Below are 18,151 nucleotides of genomic sequence, written 5' to 3'. Positions count from 1 at the left end.
TCATCCGTTCTGGCGCAACCGCTTTCGAAGTCGGATGCCGAGCCGAAACCTATCGGTTCGACTGCGGCAGTAGAGAATTGACCGTCTCCCCTACTGTGCGGGCAACTCCGGGATTCGGGTAGCCCGCGCGTAAACCGTTTCACCATCGGACAGCCGCAACGCCTCCGCGTCACCACGGGTCACCTGAGCCGCGAACAGATCACCGGTCGCCGCGTTCCGCAGCTCGACCCGCACCTCGAATCCGAGGTGCACAACCCGTTCAACGGTCGCCCGGGTGACACCCGCCGAATCGGCGGTCCCCTCGTGCTCGGCCTGCGACATGCTCGGCTCCCGACCGACCCGAATGTCGTGCGGCCGCACCAGATGTCCATTGAGCCGCGCCACAGCACCGAGGAAGGACATGACGAACTCGTTGGCCGGTCGGTCGTACACGTCCTCCGGCGTACCGATCTGCTCGATACGCCCCTTGTTCATCACCGCGATCCGATCGGCTACGTCCAGGGCCTCTTCTTGATCGTGCGTGACCAGCACAGTGGTCACATGGACCTCCTCGTGCAGCCTGCGCAGCCAGGTGCGCAGATCGGCGCGCACCTTGGCATCCAGCGCGCCGAACGGCTCGTCGAGCAGCAGCACCTGCGGGTCGACGGCCAGCGCACGGGCCAATGCCATCCGCTGCCGCTGCCCGCCGGACAACTGGGCCGGATAACGGTGCTGGAAGCCGTCCAGACCGACGATGCCGAGCAGTTCGTCGACCCGCTTGGCGATCTCGTTCTTGGGACGCTTACGGATCTTCAGGCCGAACGCGACGTTGTCACGCACGGTCATGTGCTTGAACGCGGCGTAATGCTGGAACACGAAACCGATATCGCGCTTCTGCGGCGGCACCCGGGTCACGTCGTTCCCGGCGATCAGCACGATGCCGGAGTCGAGCGATTCGAGCCCGGCGATCGAGCGCAGCAGCGTCGACTTGCCGGAACCCGAAGGCCCGAGCAGCGCGGTCAGCTCGCCGGTCGGGATATCGATGGTGACGTCGTCGAGCGCGGCGAACGAACCGTAGTTCTTCTTCGCATTGGTCACGGTGATCATTTAGTGCCCCGTTTGCGTTCGAGGAGGGTCATCAGCAGGAGTGTCACGAGGGCGAGGCCCATCAGCAGGGTCGCGGCGGAGTAGGCGCCGAAGGTGTTGTGGTCGTTGATGTATCGGCCGTGCACCAGCAGCGTCAGCGTCTGCGATTTGCCGGGCTGCGCGGACGACACCATGATCACCGCGCCGAATTCGCCGAGTGCGCGCGCCACGGTGAGCACCACGCCGTAGGTGAGGCCCCAGCGGATCGCGGGCAGGGTGATCCGCCAGAACGTCTGCCAGCGGGTGGCGCCGAGGGTGGCGGCGGCCTGTTCCTGGTCGTCGCCGATCTCGTGCAGCACCGGCTCGACCTCGCGCACCACGAACGGCAAGGTGACGAAGATGGTGGCGATCACCATGCCGGGCAGCCCGAAGATCACCTTGAAGCCGGCACCCTCCAGGCCGCCGAACCAGCCGTGCGCACCCCACAGCAGGATCAGCGCGACGCCGACCACCACCGGCGAGACCGCGAACGGCAGATCGACGATGCCCTGAACGAGCGTGCGGCCAGGGAACTTTCCGCGCACCAGTGCGAGCGCGGTGAAGATACCGAAGATGACGTTCAACGGGACCACGATCGCCACGATGATCATGGACAGCTGGAACGCCGAGATGGCCGCGGGCGTGGTGATCGAGTCGAAGAACGCGCCGATGCCCTTTTCGAAGGTGCGCAACAGAATGATGATCAGCGGCAGCACCAGCAGCACCGCCAGGTAGCCGAGTGCGATGACCCGCAGCGAAATGCGGGAGGGCCAAGACAGATTCATCGCGATTCCTGTTCCTTGCGCACGCTACGCTCGGCCAGCAGTCGCAGAATCAGCAGCGATGCGAACGAAATGGCCAGCAGTGCAACCGAAACCGCGGCCGCGTTGATCGGCCGATCGATCTCGATCTGCTTCTGAATGTACTGCGAGGCCATCTCGGTCTTGCGCGGAATCGCGCCGCCGATCAGCACCACCGAGCCGTATTCGCCGATGGCACGGGCGAAGGCGAGCCCACCACCCGAGATGATCGCCGGACCCAGCGTGGGTAACACGATGCGGCGGAAGGTGGTCCAGTTGTCCGCACCGAGCGAGAGCGCGGCCTGCTCGACCTCCCGGTCGGCCTCGATGAGCACCGGCTGCACCGAGCGCACCACGAACGGCAGCGTGACGAACGCCAGCGCGACGATCAGGCCGGGCTGAGTGGCGTTGAGGTGGATATCAATTGGGCTCTGCGGACCGTAAAGGGACAGCAGCACAATGCTGGCCACGATCGTCGGCAGCGCGAACGGCAGATCGATCAGGGCGTTGACGATGCCCTTGCCGGGAAACTCGTCGCGCACCAGCACCCAGGCGATGAGCGTGCCCATCACCACATTGATCACCGCGACCACGATCGAGACGAGCACGGTGATCCGCAGCGAGTCCACCGCGGCGGGCGCGCTGATCGCGTCCCAGAAGCCGGACCAGCCGTCGTCGAACGAGGTGACGGTGAGCGCGGCCAACGGGAGCAGCACGATGATGCTGAGCCACAGCACCGCGATGGCGATGCCGAGCGGACCCACCGAGCCGGTCACCCGCAGCCAGGACCAATTGAACCGGCCTGCGGCGGGGGAACCGCCGGGAGTCGGCTGGCTCCCGGCGGTGCTGCTGTCAGTCACAGTCGTCCAGTATCCCGTGCGCCGGAGCCGGTTACTTGGTGGCCTTGTCGTAGATCACCGCGACGGAGCCGGTGTTCGGGGTGAACAGCTCCTTGTCCACGGCCTTCCAGCCGCCCAGGTCGGCGATGGTCCAGAGCTTCTGCGGGGTCGGGAAGTCCTTGGCGAAGTCGGCCGCCACCTTCGGGTCGACCGGGCGGAAACCGGCTGCCGCCCAAGCCTTCTGCCCCTCGGTGGTGTAGAGGAAGTCGCGGAAGGCGATGGCCTTCTCCTGGCTCTTGCTGTTCTTGAGTACCGCGACCGGGTTCTCGATCTTGAACGTGGTCGGCGGCACGAAGTGCTCGATCGGGTCACCGTTGCGCTCGGAGAAGATCGCCTCGTTCTCGTAGCTGAGCAGCACGTCACCGGTGCCCTGCAGGAACGTTTCGGTGGCTTCGCGGCCCGACTTCGGCTGCACCTTCACGTGGTCCTTGGTCACCAGCTGGCTGAGGTAGTCCAGGCCCGCCTGCGCGTTCTTGCCGCCGTCGGACTTGGCCGCGTACGGGGCGAGCAGGTTCCACTTGGCCGAGCCGGAGCTGAACGGGTTCGGGGTGACCACCTCGACGCCCGGCTTGAGCAGGTCGTCCCAGTCCTTGATGCCCTTCGGGTTGCCCTTGCGGACCACGATCGCGACGACCGAGCCGAACGGGATTCCCTTGGTGGCGTCGGCATTCCAGTTCGCGTCGACCAGGCCCGCGTCTACCAGGCGGGTGATGTCGGGCTCGACCGAGAAGTTCACGATGTCGGCCTCGGCGCCGTCCTTGACCTTGCGGGACTGATCGCCCGACGCGCCGTAGGAGCCGTTGACGACGACGTTCTTGCCCTTGTCGGTCTTGTTGAACTCGGGCACCACCTTGTCGAAGCCGGGCTTCGGGACGGCATAGGCGTAGAGGTTCAGCGTGCCGCCGCTGCCGTCGGCGCCACCACCCCCGGCGGTGTCACTGGCTCCACCGCCGCACGCGGTGAGGGCGACCGCCGCGAACGCGGTGAGTGCGGCGACGGCGGTACGTCGGCGCGGGGAGAGCCAAGATTTGCGAGACATCGGGGTGGACCTTTCCTACGGACCGCCGACTCGGGACCTCGAGCCGCGGAGAGAACTGCTGTTGGATCGGTAGACCTGCCGCATCGATGCGAGCGGTGGCGTGACGGTCGGCCGGGTAGGCCGTCGGGATTCGGGGACGTCTGCGAAAAGGTTGCACGCCAGTCTACGAGGGAGGGACGCGCAAACGTGCCCGGTCAACCGATCAGCGACAGAGAATGTCGGCGACCGCGAGATTGCCGACCGCGATCAACGCCAGTTCATGGCGGACCTGCGGGACGCAACTCGAAGACACGGGCAGACTGTAGCAGAGGCCACGGCCCGAGTTCGAATCACAGAGTTCCAGGAAGACGGGGGTTTCATCCCATGACTAACAGCCCGGATCGCGTACGTACGAGGTTCCCCGGCATCAGCACTCGGGCGTGGGAGCACCCCGCCGACCGCACCGCGTTGGTCGCGTTGCGAACGCTGCCGGGTTTCGACACCGTGCTGCGCACATTGTCCGGTTTGCTGCAAGAACGCCAGCATCGACTTCTGTTCCTCGCGGCGGCCGTTCGAGTCGACGAACGACAGTTCCGTTCGCTGCACCAATTGCGCGAAGACTGCGTCGCGGTCCTCGACGCCCGCACCACGCCGGAAATGTTCGTGATGCAGACGCCGGAGGTGAACGCCCTCACCATCGGCATGGACCAGCCGTTCATTGTGCTGACCACCGGTTTGATCGAGCTGATGGATACCGAGGAGTTGCGTTTCACCATCGGCCACGAGCTCGGCCACGCGCTGTCCGGGCACGCGGTGTACCGCACCATGCTCATGCATTTGCTACGAATCTCCGCCAGCCTCGGCTGGATGCCGGTGGGCGGCTGGGCTTTACGCGCGATCGTCGCCGCGCTGATGGAATGGAGCCGCAAATCCGAGTTGTCCGGCGACCGGGCCGGACTGCTGTGCGTCCAGGATGTCGATGCCTCGGTGCGGGTGCACATGAAGCTCGCGGGCGGCACCTGGATCAAGGAGATGAACCACGGCGCGTTCCTGGCCCAGGCCGACGACTACGAGCGTTCCGGCGACCTGCGCGACGGTGTGCTGAAGCTGCTCAACCTGGAATTGCGGAGCCACCCGTTCTCGGTGCTGCGCGCCGCCGAGCTACGCCGCTGGATCCAGAGCGGTGACTACGACCGCATGCTGGCCGGCGACTACCCGCGCCGGGACCAGGACAAGAACACCAGCATTACCGAGGAGATCAAGGAAGCCGCGCGCACCTACCGCAACAACTTCGACCAGTCCGAGGACCCGCTCATCCGCACCGTCCGCAACCTCGGTAAGGACGTCGGCTCCGCGGTCGGCACGGTCGGGCAGGAGGTCGGCGAGACCGTCTCCAAGATCGGCAAGCGGTTCAACGACTGGCGGGCCGGCGAGAACTAGCGGGTGACGAGCCAGGCGACGACGACGAGGACGAGCAGGGCGATCAGGGCCAGCTGGACGCGCGAACGAGGCATCAGCGGGCGCCGCTCTGCACGGTCGGGCGGTTGTCGCCGGTCGTGAGGTCGGCGGGCACGGTGTCGGGCACCGCAGGGATCGCCTGCCCGAGGCCGTGCTTGCGATCGATCACCCGTAGCAGCGCGCGTAGCGTCCGGTCCAGCAGGTAGGCGATGGCGAAGCTGACCGGGACCATGCCCACGAGCACGACGAGGAACTGCGGGATGAACGGGAGTCCCGCGACCCACAGCTCGAAGCTGTCCCACCAACCTGCGATCTGATGCACCAGGCCAGCCTAGTGCGTCCACCTGAGAGCTCTGCAAGGTCAAGTTTCGGTCACGGACGCGAGCCCGAACACGCCGCATCGCAGGCGCGACGATACGCACAGTGGACGTGAGGCTCGGCGGGGCCCGAAGATGAGGTATGGCGTCTCCCGAGTCTTCCAGCGATCTCACCGTCGACGAACCGTACGACCTGCCGGTGCTCAGCCACCTGACCGAATCACGGAAGCACGGCGCCTTCCCGCCGATCGACGACTACGCGTTCCTGTCCGACTGCGAGACCAGCTGTCTGATCGCCAGCAACGGCTCGGTCGAATGGATGTGCGTGCCCCGCCCGGACTCGGCGAGCGTCTTCGGCGCGATGCTGGACCGTAGCGCGGGCCACTTCCGGATCGGCCCCTACGGCGTCAATGTGCCCGCCGCGCGCCGCTACCTGCCCGGCGGGATGATCCTGGAAACCACCTGGCAGACCGAGACCGGCTGGCTGATCGTGCGCGACGCGCTCGTGCTCGGCCCGTGGCACAACAACGACCAGCGCTCCAAGACGCACCGGCGCACCCCGATGGACTGGGATGCCGAGCACATGCTGCTGCGCACGGTGAAGTGCGTGAACGGCACCGTCGAGCTGGAGATGAGCTGCGAGCCCTCGTTCGACTACCACCGCGCGGCGGGCCGCTGGGAGTACACCGGCAAGGTCTATGAGGAGGCCACCGCCGTCCGCACCGACGACCCGACCGCGGGGCCGAGCCTGGTGCTGACCACCGATCTGCGGCTCGGTCTGGAGGGCCGGGAGGCCCGCGCCCGCACCAGGATGGCGGAGGGCGACGAGAAGTTCGTCGCGTTGACCTGGTCGGAATTGCCCGCGCCCAAGACCTACGAGGACGCGGCGCAGAAGATGTGGCAGACCACCGAGAGCTGGCGCCAGTGGATCACCCAGGGCAACTTCCCGGATCACCCGTGGCGCAACTATTTACAGCGCAGTGCGCTGACCCTGAAGGGCCTTACCTACGCCCCGACCGGCGCGCTTCTCGCCGCCTCGACCACGTCCCTCCCGGAAACCCCTGGCGGTCAACGTAATTGGGACTACCGCTACACCTGGGTACGCGACTCCAGCTTCGCCCTGTGGGGCCTGTACACGCTCGGCCTCGACCGCGAGGCCGACGATTTCTTCTCCTTCCTGCGCGACGCCACCACCGGTGAGAACGGCGATGCCGTTCCGCTGCAAGTCCTTTACGGCATCGGCGGCGAACGCGAGATCAGCGAGGAGACCCTCGATCACCTCAGCGGCTACGACCGGTCGCGGCCGGTGCGCATCGGTAACGCCGCGTACAACCAGGACCAGCACGACATCTGGGGCACCATGCTCGATGCGGTGTACCTGCACGTGAAGTCGCGCCAGCAGGTGCCGGAAACGTTGTGGCCGTTGCTGGAACGTCAGGTCCGCGCGGCCATCGCGCATTGGCGCGAGCCCGACCGCGGCATCTGGGAGGTGCGCGGCGAGCCACAGCACTTCACCTCGTCCAAGGTGATGTGCTGGGTCGCGCTCGACCGCGGCGCGAAACTCGCCGAGCTGCACGGCCAGTACGAGCACGCCACCGAGTGGTACACCATCGCCGACGAGATCAAGGCCGACGTGCTCGAGCACGGAGTGAACGCCAACGGCGTCTTCACCCAGACCTACGGCGGCGAAACCCTGGACGCCTCACTGCTTTTGGCGGTGCTGACCCGCTTCCTGCCGCCGGAGGACCATCGGATCCGGGCCACCGTGCTGTCCATCGCGGACCGGCTCACCGACAACGGCCTGGTGCTGCGCTACCGCACCGAGACCACCGACGACGGATTGTCCGGTGCCGAAGGCGCTTTCACCATCTGCTCGTTCTGGCTGGTGTCCGCGCTGGTGGAGATCGGCGAGCTGCAGCGCGCCAGGCACCTGTGCGAGCGGCTGCTCGGCTTCGCCAGCCCGCTGCGGCTCTACGCCGAGGAGATCGATCCGCGCAGCGGCCGCCACCTCGGCAACTTCCCGCAGGCCTTCACCCACCTGGCGCTGATCAACGCGGTCACCCACGTGATCAGGGCCGAGGACTACCGGAATGCGGGCGGCTTCCAACCCGCCCACTCCCCCGCGAACAACCCTGGGTAGCAGGGCTTTTCGTCAGACGGTCAGACTGTCGGCCTGTTCCCGCAGGCCGCGCAGTTTGCCGAGCTGCTCGTCGACGTCGGCGATCCGCGGGCCGCTGTTCTCGCCGTACTTCTGATAGGCGGCCTCGGCCAGGCGGAGCGCCTCGTCGGCCTGCTTGGCGACGTCGGCGGCGATCTCGGTGAAGTGGTCACGCAGCACCCGCTGCATGGCGCGCAACCGATTTCGCGATTCCTTGCTCACCTGGAAGATGACGTCGTCCATCAACCGGGCCACCGCGACCTTCGCCTCGGCGCGACGACGGGAGGTGCGATTCTTGCGGTCGTCCCACAGCACGTTGATGCCGAGCAGCACGCCCGCCGCGCCCGAATACCAGTTCACCAGGCCCAGGCCGCTGAACGCCTCGACAATCGGCGGATTACCACTGCCGAGCAGGCTGGTGGCCAGACCGACCATCAAGATGCCGCCGTAGGAGCCGCGCAGGCTGGTCAGGAACTGCTGGGTGACACCGGCTTTCGTGCTTTCCAGCGGCTCGAGCGGCTGCACCGCCTCGAGTACCTCACCGGGGTTGTCCAAGCGCAGATCGGGCAGCGGCGCGGCTCGGTTGTCCGCCAGGAACTTCGAGGCCACCTGCTCGCACAGTTCGACCGAGCGATAGTGCGCCATCACGAAGTTCTCTTCGACCGCCTCGCAGATCCGGGCGTCGAGGTCGGTGCCGAATTCCTTCCAGCGGCGGGCCGGATCGGTCTTCATGATCTCGGCCTCGGCGTCGCGCACCAGGCTGCGCAGCCGGTGCCGCAGGTCGTGTTCGATGTCGGCCATCAGCTCGGTGCTGCCGTCGACCAGGGTGACCTGCCAGTTCGCCGTGCGCTGGCGCAACTGGTCGGCCCCGTCCCTGGCCCGGACCAGCTGGTCGGTGATCTCGTCCCGGCGGCGCGGATCGCGCAGCGACTCGACCTCATTGCGCAACGTCAACGCGAGATGGTCGCTGACCAGCCGGATATCCTGCACCGCCGCTTCCAGCGCGACGCTGTCCGCGCGGGCGACCACATAGTCGCGAAGGTGGTCGATCAGTTGCGGCACACCGGATTCGATGTCGCGCTGGTAGTTGCCGGACAGTCCGGCCTGCCGGTGCAGTTCCGCGGACACCGGCGCCACCGCGAAGCCGAGGCCGGCCGCGTCGAGCAGTTCCCGGTTGCGCTGCTGGGTGTGCGACCAGTGGGAGAACTGGTCGATCTTGTTCAGCACGCAGATGACGGTCGGGCAGATCTGCTGGATGCGCTGCAGGTAGGCGATCTGATCGACGGTGAGCTCGGTGGCCGCGTTGGTGACGTAGAGCACCGCGTCGGCGGCGGCGACCATCGACCAGGTGGTGTTGTCGGCGCCGCGGGTACCGGGCGCGTCCATCACCACGACCCCGTCGGCGAGCAGCGAACTCGGCTGGGTGAACTCGGCCCGGATCACGCCGAAGCCGGAGATGGCCGGACCGGGATCGAGCGGATCCACCGGCTGCCGCTCGGTGCGGCCGTCGACCGAACGGACCAGCGTCGCAGTCGGTTCCGGCCCGTACTCGACGATGACGGGCACGCTCAGGTCGCTGTCGGTCGCGCTGACCGACGCGCCGACCAGGCTGTTGACCAGCGTGCTCATGCCGTTCTTCGGCTCGCCGACGACAACGAGGCGGACCCTGGGGTCGCTGACCCTGGCCCGGACCATGCTCAGGCGACTGCCCAGATCGTCCCGGCCCGCGAATCGGGTGGTCTCCCGCAGTTCGTCCAGAATCCGGATCAGCGGCGCCATCGCGTCCGGATGTTTCACCGTCGCGGCCTTCAGCCCGGCTGCGGCAGACAACCTGCCTCCTTACATGCGTTTGCTCTTGATCGACATGGACGCCCCCTTCACCCCTTGATCATCAAAAAGCCCCGGGTTACATCAACGCTATGTCCAAGCCGCCCGGCACCATGTGGTGGGTCTCGGCCATCGTCGATTCCGGCATCAGACCACCGGAGAGGCCGCCGCCCGAGGCGACCGCCAGGGTCGAGTGGTCGGTGTAGAAGGCCTGGTCCTGGATCGGGACCATGGTCGAGTCGACCATGTGCGTGCTGTTGATCGGATCCGCGATCGCGTGCGGCTTCGGGTCGATCGTGGTCGGTGGCTTGTAGGTCGGCACCGGCGCCTGCGTCGGGGGCTGGTAGGTCGGCACATCGTGGGTCGGCACCGGCACGTCGTGCGTCGGGACCGCGGTCGGTACGTCGTGCGTCGGCACGTCCGCGGTCGGTATGTCGCGGGTCGGCACCGACGGCTCCGGCTGGGTGGCCGTCGGCACGTCCCGGGTCGGCACGGTCGGCTGCGTGGTGACCCCGCCCGTTCCGGTCCCGCCGCCGTTACCGGTGCTCGGTCCGGTGCCCGGCGTGGTCACGTCGTCGCCATCCGACGGCGTGGTCGGCGGGTGCGTCGGCTGGCTGCCCGTGGTCGGCGGAATCTTGGTGGTCGGCACGTCCGGACCGGTGCTGATGCCGCCGGGGGACGTGGACGGGTGGCCCGCGCCCGGCACCTTCGTCGTGATGTCCGGGGTCTTCGGCACGCTCGGTGTGCCATCGGTCGGCACCACCGGGACCGGGACGGTCTTGGTAATGGTCGTCGGGTTGTTCGGCGTGGTGACCGAAACATCCGAGGGCTTCGTCGGATCGGTCACCGGGGTCGGCTTCACGATGGGCGTCGGCCGGGCCTGATCGAACAGCGCGGGCGTGGCGGCCGCGGGCACGGTGAGCACCGACGGACCTTCCGGTGCCGTAAAGACATTCGCGATCGGGGTGCTCGCGACGTCCGGCTGGATCGTCGTCTGCAGCGGGGTGGCCGCCACCGGCTGCGCGGCGCTCGCCATGGGGGCCACGACGACCGGTGCGACCGCGGCGGTCGCCACGGGTGCGGCCGCCATGATCGGAGCGGGCGCGGCGAGCGGCTGCACGACCGGCTGTGGCGCGGCGGCGGTCGGTGCAGGCGAGTGGTTCGCGTGATTCGAGTGGGTCGAGGAGGTGCCCGGGGTGGTGAGCCCGCCGAGGATCCCTGGATTGCTGTGCTGGCCGTAACCGGCCATGGTCGGATCGGTCACCGCGTTGCCGGTGCCATCGGGCACATGCCCGAGGCCGCTGCCGAGATAGTCGGTGAACTGGTCGAGCTGGTCGCCCACGTGGCCGACGCCGACGTCCACCTTCATCTCGGAATTGAAGTAGATGCCCTGCGGGCCGATGCCGAAGTCGACGGACCACTGCGTACCGGCGAAGATCCCGACGGGATCACCGCCGCCGTCGCCGACACCGTCGAACGGGCCACCGGCGGTCGGGCTCGCTTGCGATCCGGGCAGGTCGAAGGCGCCGGAGCCCGGCGCGACGAAGCCGTTCGCACCCGGCAGGCCGAAACCGTGCCCGGCTTGGCCGAGACCGTGGCCGGGCAGGCCGAAGCCGTGGCCGCCGGGCTCGTCGAGATCGTTCGAGACACCGCTGGTACCCGGCAACTGCATACCTCTGAACGCACCGGCATCCGCACCGGGCAGGCCGATGCCGCCGGGCGCTTCGGGCAGTCCCATGCCCGGCTGGGTCGACGCGCCGGTTCCGGGCAGGCCGAATCCGGACTGGCTCGACGGCGTGGAGGTGCCGGGGAGTTCCATGCCGTGCTGGCCCGACGCACCGCCGGGCAGGCTCGGCAGTGCCATGCCGGACTGGCCCGCGTCGGTGCCCGGCAGCTGGAAGCCCGCGTCGGTGCCGTTGTAGTCACCGTCGAGGGTCGGCAGCGGCAGGCTCGCGCCGTGATCGGTGCCGGGCAGGGCGAAGCCGGGGGTGTTGGTGGCGTGCGCGACGGTCGAGTTGCTCGGGTGCGGCGGGTTCAGCGGCGCGGGCTCCACGACCTGGTCCGGGAAGGTGATCACCGGCGAGGGGATGTCGGAGTCCGGATCGGTGTTGTGCGCCCAGCCCGCGTTCCTGCTGTCCGCGTGTGAGGAGCCGGGATGGGCCGGGACGCCGCCGCCGTTCGCGGCCACCAGCGCGCCGCCGGTGACGTAGGCGCCCGCCCGCGCGACCCGCGCGACGCCGGTGGCTACTCGATAGGCGGTGTCACCCGTGCGCTCAGCTGCCTCGGTGGTGTCGTCATCGAAGGGCAGGTCACGCGTCATGAAAGCTCCATCTCGGGTTTCCAGCAGCCATCCTCACATGCCGGCCAGGCCGAGTGAAGATCACCTAACACTATTTCGGGAAAACCCGACTGTCACATTCTCCAGGACTGTAGAGACTCCACCGGTGGCGAGCAACACAACCCTGCCATCCCGAAAACCAGAACGGAAGCCCCATTTCTAGTGGGTTACCGAACCGGACGCGGGCTCCAATATGCACCATGACCTGGTCAGATTCTGCCGCCCTTCCATCGCGCCGCACCGAGGCCTACGGGACCCTAAGAGTTCTCTAACGATTGCTCAACAAGTGGTGAAGATCCTTTGCCTACCGTCGATTTCATCGGACCAGTCGGACCGACAAGCATCGATCTGAAGGAGTCACCCCTCATGACTGCACTCATCGGACGCCGCATCGCGGCCGTGCTCAGCGGGACCGCGCTCACCGGCGCCTTGGTCGCTGGCATGGCGGGCGCCGCCTCGGCCCAGCCGGGACCGCCGCCCATGCCGACGCAGCCCGGTCCGCGCATCGCGATCGACCCGGTGCCCGGCGAACCTATCGTCTGCCCGCAGATCGGTCCGGACGGCTCGGTGGTGATCACCCACGGTGCAGGTGAAGAGGGACCGTGGGTCACCATCGAGCGCGATTTGCCGCCGGGTGCCGTGCCCGCGACCCCGCTCGACACCTTCCCCGGCGTCCCGGCCGACGCGGTGCCCGCGTACCCGGCCGAGCCGGGGTGCGTCGTCGCCAGCGTCCGCTGACCGACCGGGACTAATGTTGATCCATGACCGGACACCGGATCTTGGTCGTGGACGACGAGGTTCGTGTGCTCGCGTCGCTGCGACGCGGGTTGGAACTCTCCGATTTCGAGGTGGTCACCGCGGCCGACGGCGCCGAAGCGCTGGCGATGGTTCGGACTGCGGCGCCCGACGCCATGGTGTTGGACGTGAATATGCCGACGCTGGACGGTGAAGGCGTGGTCACGGCATTGCGCGCGATGGGCAACGACATCCCCATCTGTGTACTCAGCGCGCGCAGCGCCGTGACCGATCGCATCGCCTGCCTAGAACGTGGCGCCGACGACTACCTGACCAAACCCTTCGACCTCGGTGAACTGGTCGCCCGGCTGCGCGCACTGCTGCGCCGCCGGGTCACCACCGAACGGCCCGGCGCGCAGGTGCGGGTCGGCCAGGTGCAGATCGACCTGGCCGGGCACCGGGTGCTGGCCGCGGGCACGCCCGTCGACCTGACCAAACGAGAATTCGAGGTGCTCGCCATGCTCGCCGACAACCCGGGCATCGTGCTCGGCCGCGAGCAAATCCTTTCCACGGTATGGGGTTACGACTTCGCCACCGACACCAATGTGGTGGATGTGTTCGTCTCCTATCTGCGGCGCAAGCTGGAAACGCCCGGCGCGCCACGGGTGGTGCACACGGTGCGCGGCGTCGGCTTCGTCTTACGGGAGCAGCCGTGAAACGCTCGCCGTCGCTGCGTACCCGGGTGGCCGTGGTCTCCGGCGTGGTCGCGGCGCTCGTCGCGCTCACGCTTACCATCACCTTCGCCGCGTTGTTGAACGCGACGGGTGAGCGGCAGTTGGATGAGACCGTCTCGTCGATGGCAGTGCGAGTTGCGCCGCCGTTCAAAGGCGTTCCGGCGGAACGGATCCCGGGCCCACCGGCCGCCGCGCCACCGCTGGCCGCCCCGCTACCGTCGGCAGGCGCGCCGCCCTCCCCCGCCACGACCGAAGCCCCCTTCGCGACCGAAGCGCCTTATGCGGCAACAGACATTCCCGATGAGGCCACCGTCGCCCGGCGCGGCGACCTGCCACCCGACGTGGCGATCACCCGCGTCGACGGGCTACCCGGCGTGCTCGTCTCGCTGGACCCCAACCGCGATGTCGTCGCCTCGGCCATCCACCGCAGCCAGCTCATCGGCCTCGGCATCGGCGTCGCGGGCGCACTGACCGCCGCCCTGCTCGGTTGGTTCCTGGCCGGTTACGCCGCCCGGCCACTGCGCAGGCTGGCCACCGCCACCCACGGCATCGACACCCTCGAAGAACTGCCGCCACTATCCGGCCGAGGTGCACGAGAGGCGGAGGAACTCTCCGACGCCATCACCCGCATGCTCACTCGACTCGAAGCCGCGCACCGCGCCACCAACCACGCTCTCACCAGCGCCCGCGACTTCGCCGCCGTCTGCGCCCACGAGCTGCGCACTCCGCTCACCGCGCTGCGCACCGACCTACAGGTGTTGGCCACCAAGGAGATTCCCGCCGAACAACGCGGCACCATCCTCACCGAGGTGCTCTTCGCCGAACAACAGATCGAGAACACACTCACCGATCTGGAGCGGCTCGCGATAGGCGAACTCACCGAGCCCGACATCTTCGAACCCTTCGACCTCTGCGAAACCCTCGACCGCGCAGCCCAAGACGCGCAACGCCGCCACCCCGACGTCCGCATCGACCTCACCGACTGCGAACCCGTCACGGTTACCGGCACCCCCGGCGGCCTGATGCTGATCGTCACCAACGCGGTAGCGAACGCCGTCCAACACGGTCACGCCGACACCGTCACCATCTCCGTCCACCCCGCGACGGACAACATGGTGGAGATTCTCATCGATGACGACGGCACCGGCATACCGGAAACCTTGTGTCCCAAAGCCTTCGATCGTTTCGTCAAAGGCCCCGGCTCCCCCGGCTCCGGCCTGGGCCTTGCCTTGGTCCGCCAACAGGCCGAATTACATTCCGGCACAGCCGAACTCGCTACGAGTCCGTTGGGAGGTACGCAGCTACGCGTACGAATCGAAATACGAAGTACCTGAACCTCAGTCGGCCAGATCTTTCAGCTCTTCTGTATCAAGAGTGATACCAACCGGCGCTGGCAATGCCACCTCGAGCCCAATGGCATAGCTGTGCACGTCTTGGTAGCCGTTATCTTCAGGTTGGCTGTAGACGACAACTGCGCCCGCGTCGCGGTCGATGAGCAGGTAAATCGGGATCCCTGCCTGGGCGTAGGCAATGGGCTTGTCCACTCGATCGCGCCGGTTGGTGTCCGAATCGTGTGATGTCACCTCGACCGCCATCAGGACGTCCTCGGTCGATGCCCATTCACCCGCCCCTCGAAATGCGTGCAGAGGCGCCAGAATGCCGTCGGGGCGTGCGCGTCCCTTCCGGTACGGCCCGACCGCCAGGCCCTGTCCGATGACATGCAGAAACATCTTCGGATGCAGCGGCATCAGCAGCAGAAGCAACCAGTTGAGAATCTCACCATGGTCGCCGTCAGGCATTCGTTTGACCCCCAGTCGTCCGCCGATAAATTCGAGCTGAACACCCTCGAGTTCATGAGCCACCGCACGTGCGATCGCCTCGAACTCCTCGGTCAGGAATGTGTCCTCATGCACCGCAGTCATCGCCATCCTCCCTGGTTCAGCACCGCTCGCCGACGCATTCTGCCTCATAGCTCACCACCTACTAGGCATTATCGCTCGATTCGCCGACGCATGCCGGATCCAAGGCCTACTACTTGCCCTTCGGCTTGTCCGACGCGGCGTCCGAGGACAGCGCAGCCACGAAGGCTTCCTGCGGAACCTCCACGCGCCCGATGGTCTTCATCCGCTTCTTGCCTTCCTTCTGCTTCTCCAGCAGCTTGCGCTTACGGCTGATGTCGCCGCCGTAGCACTTGGCGAGCACGTCCTTGCGGATGGCGCGGATGTTCTCGCGGGCAATGATTTTCGAGCCGATGGCGGCCTGGATGGGCACCTCGAACTGCTGGCGCGGGATGAGTTCGCGCAGCTTGGTGGTCATCTTGTTGCCGTAGGCCTGCGCGGCGTCCTTGTGCACGATGGCGCTGAACGCGTCGACCGCCTCGCCCTGCAGCAGGATGTCGACCTTCACCAGCGCCGCGTCCTGCACGCCGGACTCCTCGTAGTCGAGGCTGGCGTAGCCGCGGGTGCGTGACTTCAGCGAGTCGAAGAAGTCGAAGATGATCTCCGCCATCGGCATGGTGTAGCGCAGCTCGACGCGGGTCTCGGACAGGTAGTCCATGCCGCCGAGCTCGCCGCGGCGGCTCTGGCACAGCTCCATGATCGAGCCGATGAACTCGCTCGGCGAGATGACGGTGCACTTCACCATCGGTTCGTAGACGTGCCGGACCTTGCCCTCGGGCCAGTACGACGGGTTGGTGACGACATGCTTGCTGCCGTCTTCCATCTCTACGGTGTAGACCACGTTGGGCGCGGTGGAGATCAGGTCCAGGTCGAACTCGCGCTGCAACCGCTCACGGGTGATCTCCATGTGCAGCAGGCCGAGGAAGCCGCAACGGAAGCCGAAGCCAAGGGCCACAGAGGTTTCCGGCTCATAGGTGAGTGCGGCGTCGTTGAGTTGCAGCTTCTCCAGCGCGTCGCGCAGGTCCGGGTAATCGGAGCCGTCGACCGGGTAGAGACCCGAGTACACCATCGGGCGCGGCTCGCGGTAGCCGACGAGCGGTTCGGTGGCACCGTTGCGCGCCGCGGTCACCGTGTCACCGACCTTCGACTGGCGCACGTCCTTCACGCCGGTGATCAGGTAACCCACCTCGCCGACGCCGAGACCCTGGGTCGGCTTGGGCTCCGGCGAGACGATGCCGATCTCCAGCATCTCGTGCGTGGCGCCGGTGGACATCATCTTGATCTTCTCGCGCGGCGTGAGCCTGCCGTCCACCACGCGGACATAGGTGACGACACCGCGATAGGTGTCGTAGACCGAGTCGAAGATCATCGCGCGAGCGGGCGCGTCGGCGTCGCCGACGGGCGCGGGCACCGTCTTGATGACCTCGTTGAGCAGCTCGGTCACGCCGACACCGGTCTTGCCCGACACCCGCAGCACGTCGTCGGGTTCGCAGCCGATGATGTGCGCGATCTCGCTCGCGTAGCGGTCCGGATCGGCGGCGGGCAGGTCGATCTTGTTGAGCACGGGAATGATCGTCAGATCCTTGTCCAGCGCCAGGTACAGGTTCGCCAGCGTCTGCGCCTCGATGCCCTGCGCCGCGTCGACCAGCAGCACCGCGCCCTCACAGGCCTCCAGTGCGCGCGACACCTCGTAGGTGAAGTCGACGTGGCCCGGCGTATCAATCAGGTGCAGCACGTAATCCGTGCCGTCGACCTGCCACGGCAGCCGCACGTTCTGCGCCTTGATGGTGATGCCGCGCTCGCGCTCGATGTCCATCCGGTCCAGGTATTGGGCGCGCATCGCCCGCTCCTCGACCACACCGGTCAGTTGCAGCATCCGATCGGCCAGCGTCGACTTACCGTGATCGATGTGCGCGATGATGCAGAAGTTCCGGATCCGAGACGGATCGGTGAACGTCGTGTCGGCGAAGCTGGCGGGCACTCCACTCCTCAGGGTATTGGCAAACTGCCGTCTATCGTCCCATGAGCAGTGCGAAGCTTCCGCCAGCGGTGTGCTCGAGCGCGGCAGGCCTGGCGTTTCCCTGCCGATAACAGTGGGCGCTCACACACTTGGTGTCACCTTGCTATAGACCAGTTCCGCGCCATGAATCGCTTCCATCCCTGCTCGCGAGGGCCTTGGCCGGACCTGGCCGTCCGATGCGGCATAGCAAGCCCAAATCAGCAAATTCGTAGTTGCCGCGGGGCAGATGAGAAGACGGCGGTGCGCCGTTATATTGCGAATATGGCCCGAAGTTGGAACTCCCTCGGCAAGCAGCTCGGACTTATCGCGAAGGAGCAGGGTCCCAAGATCGTCAGGCAGCAGGGACCGAAGCTCGTCGAGCGCTTGGTCGGGTCGCTGGCTTCGCGGCGGACGCCCGCGGTGAAGGTGCGCCCGACCGCGTCCACCCCGGTGCCGACGGCCGAGCGCGCCCGCCAGATCGTGTACTCGCCGCAGCTGGACGGGCGGGCCGATCCCGGCGAGATCGTGTGGACCTGGGTGCCGTTCGAGGAGGATCCGAGCAATGGCAAGGATCGGCCGGTGCTGGTGGTCGGGCGGGATCGCCGGACCCTGCTCGGGCTGATGCTGTCGTCGAAAGCGGACCGGGCGCACGACCCGAACTGGGTCGGCATCGGCAGCGGCAGTTGGGATCCCGAGGGCAGGCCGAGTTGGGTTCGATTGGACCGGGTGCTGGACGTACCGGAAGACGGCATCCGCCGCGAGGGAGCCATCTTGGCCCGCAAGACATTCGACCTCGTCGCCCACCGGTTGTGCGCCGAATATGCCTGGCACTGAATCGAATACGTGAATCGCGTGGCGGAATAGCA

At 67.1% G+C, this 18,151-nt stretch carries 16 protein-coding genes; 6 read left to right on the top strand and 10 right to left on the bottom strand.

Going from position 1 to position 18,151, the window contains the following annotated elements; translation table 11 throughout:
* Positions 1 to 90: 90 nt before the first annotated feature.
* From ACQPW1_RS12985 to ACQPW1_RS12965, 5 genes are all read right to left on the bottom strand, one after another.
* The gene (locus ACQPW1_RS12985; RefSeq protein WP_433662965.1) at positions 91 to 1,086 is read right to left on the bottom strand and encodes a sulfate/molybdate ABC transporter ATP-binding protein; all 996 of its coding nucleotides are present in this window, start codon (positions 1,084 to 1,086) and stop codon (positions 91 to 93) included.
* Positions 1,083 to 1,889, bottom strand: coding sequence for a sulfate ABC transporter permease subunit CysW (cysW, locus tag ACQPW1_RS12980; RefSeq protein ID WP_433662964.1), 807 nt, complete (start codon positions 1,887 to 1,889; stop codon positions 1,083 to 1,085). The genes ACQPW1_RS12985 and cysW overlap by 4 nt, the downstream gene beginning before the upstream one ends.
* Positions 1,886 to 2,764: a sulfate ABC transporter permease subunit CysT gene (gene cysT / locus ACQPW1_RS12975; protein ID WP_433662963.1), complete on the bottom strand. Its 879-nt coding sequence runs from the start codon at positions 2,762 to 2,764 to the stop codon at positions 1,886 to 1,888. Before cysT ends, cysW begins: the two co-directional genes overlap by 4 nt.
* Before the next feature lie 31 nt (positions 2,765 to 2,795).
* Positions 2,796 to 3,842: a sulfate ABC transporter substrate-binding protein gene (locus ACQPW1_RS12970; protein ID WP_433662962.1), complete on the bottom strand. Its 1,047-nt coding sequence runs from the start codon at positions 3,840 to 3,842 to the stop codon at positions 2,796 to 2,798.
* Positions 3,843 to 4,044: 202 nt separating this feature from the next.
* Complete coding sequence (locus ACQPW1_RS12965; RefSeq protein WP_379282534.1) at positions 4,045 to 4,134, bottom strand: Ms4533A family Cys-rich leader peptide; 90 nt, start codon at positions 4,132 to 4,134, stop codon at positions 4,045 to 4,047.
* 71 nt (positions 4,135 to 4,205) lie between these two features.
* Between ACQPW1_RS12965 and ACQPW1_RS12960 the strand changes: the two genes are divergently transcribed.
* Entirely contained in the window at positions 4,206 to 5,261 is a 1,056-nt protein-coding gene (locus tag ACQPW1_RS12960; RefSeq protein WP_433662961.1) for a M48 family metallopeptidase, read from the top strand.
* A 73-nt stretch (positions 5,262 to 5,334) separates the two neighbouring features.
* Here ACQPW1_RS12960 and ACQPW1_RS12955 read toward each other — a convergent pair whose 3' ends face one another.
* On the bottom strand, positions 5,335 to 5,601 hold the full coding sequence (locus ACQPW1_RS12955) for a hypothetical protein (protein ID WP_433662960.1): 267 nt from the start codon (positions 5,599 to 5,601) through the stop codon (positions 5,335 to 5,337).
* A gap of 137 nt (positions 5,602 to 5,738) precedes the next feature.
* Here ACQPW1_RS12955 and ACQPW1_RS12950 point away from each other — a divergent pair, with 137 nt between their 5' ends.
* Entirely contained in the window at positions 5,739 to 7,736 is a 1,998-nt protein-coding gene (locus tag ACQPW1_RS12950; RefSeq protein ID WP_433662959.1) for a glycoside hydrolase family 15 protein, read from the top strand.
* A gap of 12 nt (positions 7,737 to 7,748) precedes the next feature.
* Here ACQPW1_RS12950 and ACQPW1_RS12945 read toward each other — a convergent pair whose 3' ends face one another.
* Both ACQPW1_RS12945 and ACQPW1_RS12940 read right to left on the bottom strand, forming a co-directional pair.
* Positions 7,749 to 9,584 carry a dynamin family protein gene (locus ACQPW1_RS12945; protein WP_433662958.1) on the bottom strand — a complete coding sequence of 612 codons (1,836 nt, stop codon included), beginning with the start codon at positions 9,582 to 9,584 and terminating at the stop codon, positions 7,749 to 7,751.
* 76 nt (positions 9,585 to 9,660) lie between these two features.
* A complete protein-coding gene (locus tag ACQPW1_RS12940; RefSeq protein WP_433662957.1) occupies positions 9,661 to 11,901 on the bottom strand; it encodes a hypothetical protein in 2,241 nt (746 codons plus the stop codon).
* A 384-nt stretch (positions 11,902 to 12,285) separates the two neighbouring features.
* On the opposite strand from ACQPW1_RS12940, the gene ACQPW1_RS12935 reads away from it, so the two are divergent.
* Genes ACQPW1_RS12935 through ACQPW1_RS12925 form a run of 3 tightly spaced genes read left to right on the top strand, consistent with a single transcriptional unit; the run spans position 12,286 to position 14,722 of the window.
* The gene (locus ACQPW1_RS12935; RefSeq protein ID WP_433662956.1) at positions 12,286 to 12,657 is read left to right on the top strand and encodes a hypothetical protein; all 372 of its coding nucleotides are present in this window, start codon (positions 12,286 to 12,288) and stop codon (positions 12,655 to 12,657) included.
* A gap of 23 nt (positions 12,658 to 12,680) precedes the next feature.
* Positions 12,681 to 13,370: a response regulator transcription factor gene (locus ACQPW1_RS12930; protein WP_433662955.1), complete on the top strand. Its 690-nt coding sequence runs from the start codon at positions 12,681 to 12,683 to the stop codon at positions 13,368 to 13,370.
* The gene (locus ACQPW1_RS12925) at positions 13,367 to 14,722 is read left to right on the top strand and encodes a sensor histidine kinase (protein ID WP_433662954.1); all 1,356 of its coding nucleotides are present in this window, start codon (positions 13,367 to 13,369) and stop codon (positions 14,720 to 14,722) included. Before ACQPW1_RS12930 ends, ACQPW1_RS12925 begins: the two co-directional genes overlap by 4 nt.
* A 3-nt stretch (positions 14,723 to 14,725) precedes the next feature.
* Here ACQPW1_RS12925 and ACQPW1_RS12920 read toward each other — a convergent pair whose 3' ends face one another.
* A complete protein-coding gene (locus ACQPW1_RS12920) occupies positions 14,726 to 15,310 on the bottom strand; it encodes a Uma2 family endonuclease (protein ID WP_433662953.1) in 585 nt (194 codons plus the stop codon).
* Between the two features lie 109 nt (positions 15,311 to 15,419).
* Positions 15,420 to 17,333 carry a translation elongation factor 4 gene (gene lepA, locus ACQPW1_RS12915; protein ID WP_433665219.1) on the bottom strand — a complete coding sequence of 638 codons (1,914 nt, stop codon included), beginning with the start codon at positions 17,331 to 17,333 and terminating at the stop codon, positions 15,420 to 15,422.
* Positions 17,334 to 17,567: 234 nt separating this feature from the next.
* Here lepA and ACQPW1_RS12910 point away from each other — a divergent pair, with 234 nt between their 5' ends.
* Positions 17,568 to 18,119: a type II toxin-antitoxin system PemK/MazF family toxin gene (locus tag ACQPW1_RS12910; protein ID WP_433662952.1), complete on the top strand. Its 552-nt coding sequence runs from the start codon at positions 17,568 to 17,570 to the stop codon at positions 18,117 to 18,119.
* The last annotated feature ends 32 nt before the right edge of the window (positions 18,120 to 18,151 follow it).

Source organism: Nocardia sp. CA-128927 (assembly GCF_050955855.1).
Classification (GTDB): Bacteria; Actinomycetota; Actinomycetes; order Mycobacteriales; family Mycobacteriaceae; genus Nocardia.
The sequence above is the reverse complement of the archived record's forward strand: the minus strand, read 5'-3'. Positions and strand labels throughout refer to the sequence as shown.

Excerpts from the sequence above, each read along its gene's own strand:
- ACQPW1_RS12950 (WP_433662959.1), top strand. The coding sequence starts at position 5,739 with ATGGCGTCTCCCGAGTCTTCCAGCGATCTCACCGTCGACGAACCGTAC.
- ACQPW1_RS12960 (WP_433662961.1), top strand. The coding sequence starts at position 4,206 with ATGACTAACAGCCCGGATCGCGTACGTACGAGGTTCCCCGGCATCAGC.
- ACQPW1_RS12920 (WP_433662953.1), bottom strand. The coding sequence starts at position 15,310 with ATGACTGCGGTGCATGAGGACACATTCCTGACCGAGGAGTTCGAGGCG.
- ACQPW1_RS12970 (WP_433662962.1), bottom strand. The coding sequence starts at position 3,842 with ATGTCTCGCAAATCTTGGCTCTCCCCGCGCCGACGTACCGCCGTCGCC.
- cysW (WP_433662964.1), bottom strand. The coding sequence starts at position 1,889 with ATGAATCTGTCTTGGCCCTCCCGCATTTCGCTGCGGGTCATCGCACTC.
- ACQPW1_RS12910 (WP_433662952.1), top strand. The coding sequence starts at position 17,568 with ATGGCCCGAAGTTGGAACTCCCTCGGCAAGCAGCTCGGACTTATCGCG.
- ACQPW1_RS12935 (WP_433662956.1), top strand. The coding sequence starts at position 12,286 with ATGACTGCACTCATCGGACGCCGCATCGCGGCCGTGCTCAGCGGGACC.
- ACQPW1_RS12930 (WP_433662955.1), top strand. The coding sequence starts at position 12,681 with ATGACCGGACACCGGATCTTGGTCGTGGACGACGAGGTTCGTGTGCTC.
- ACQPW1_RS12985 (WP_433662965.1), bottom strand. The coding sequence starts at position 1,086 with ATGATCACCGTGACCAATGCGAAGAAGAACTACGGTTCGTTCGCCGCG.
- ACQPW1_RS12940 (WP_433662957.1), bottom strand. The coding sequence starts at position 11,901 with ATGACGCGTGACCTGCCCTTCGATGACGACACCACCGAGGCAGCTGAG.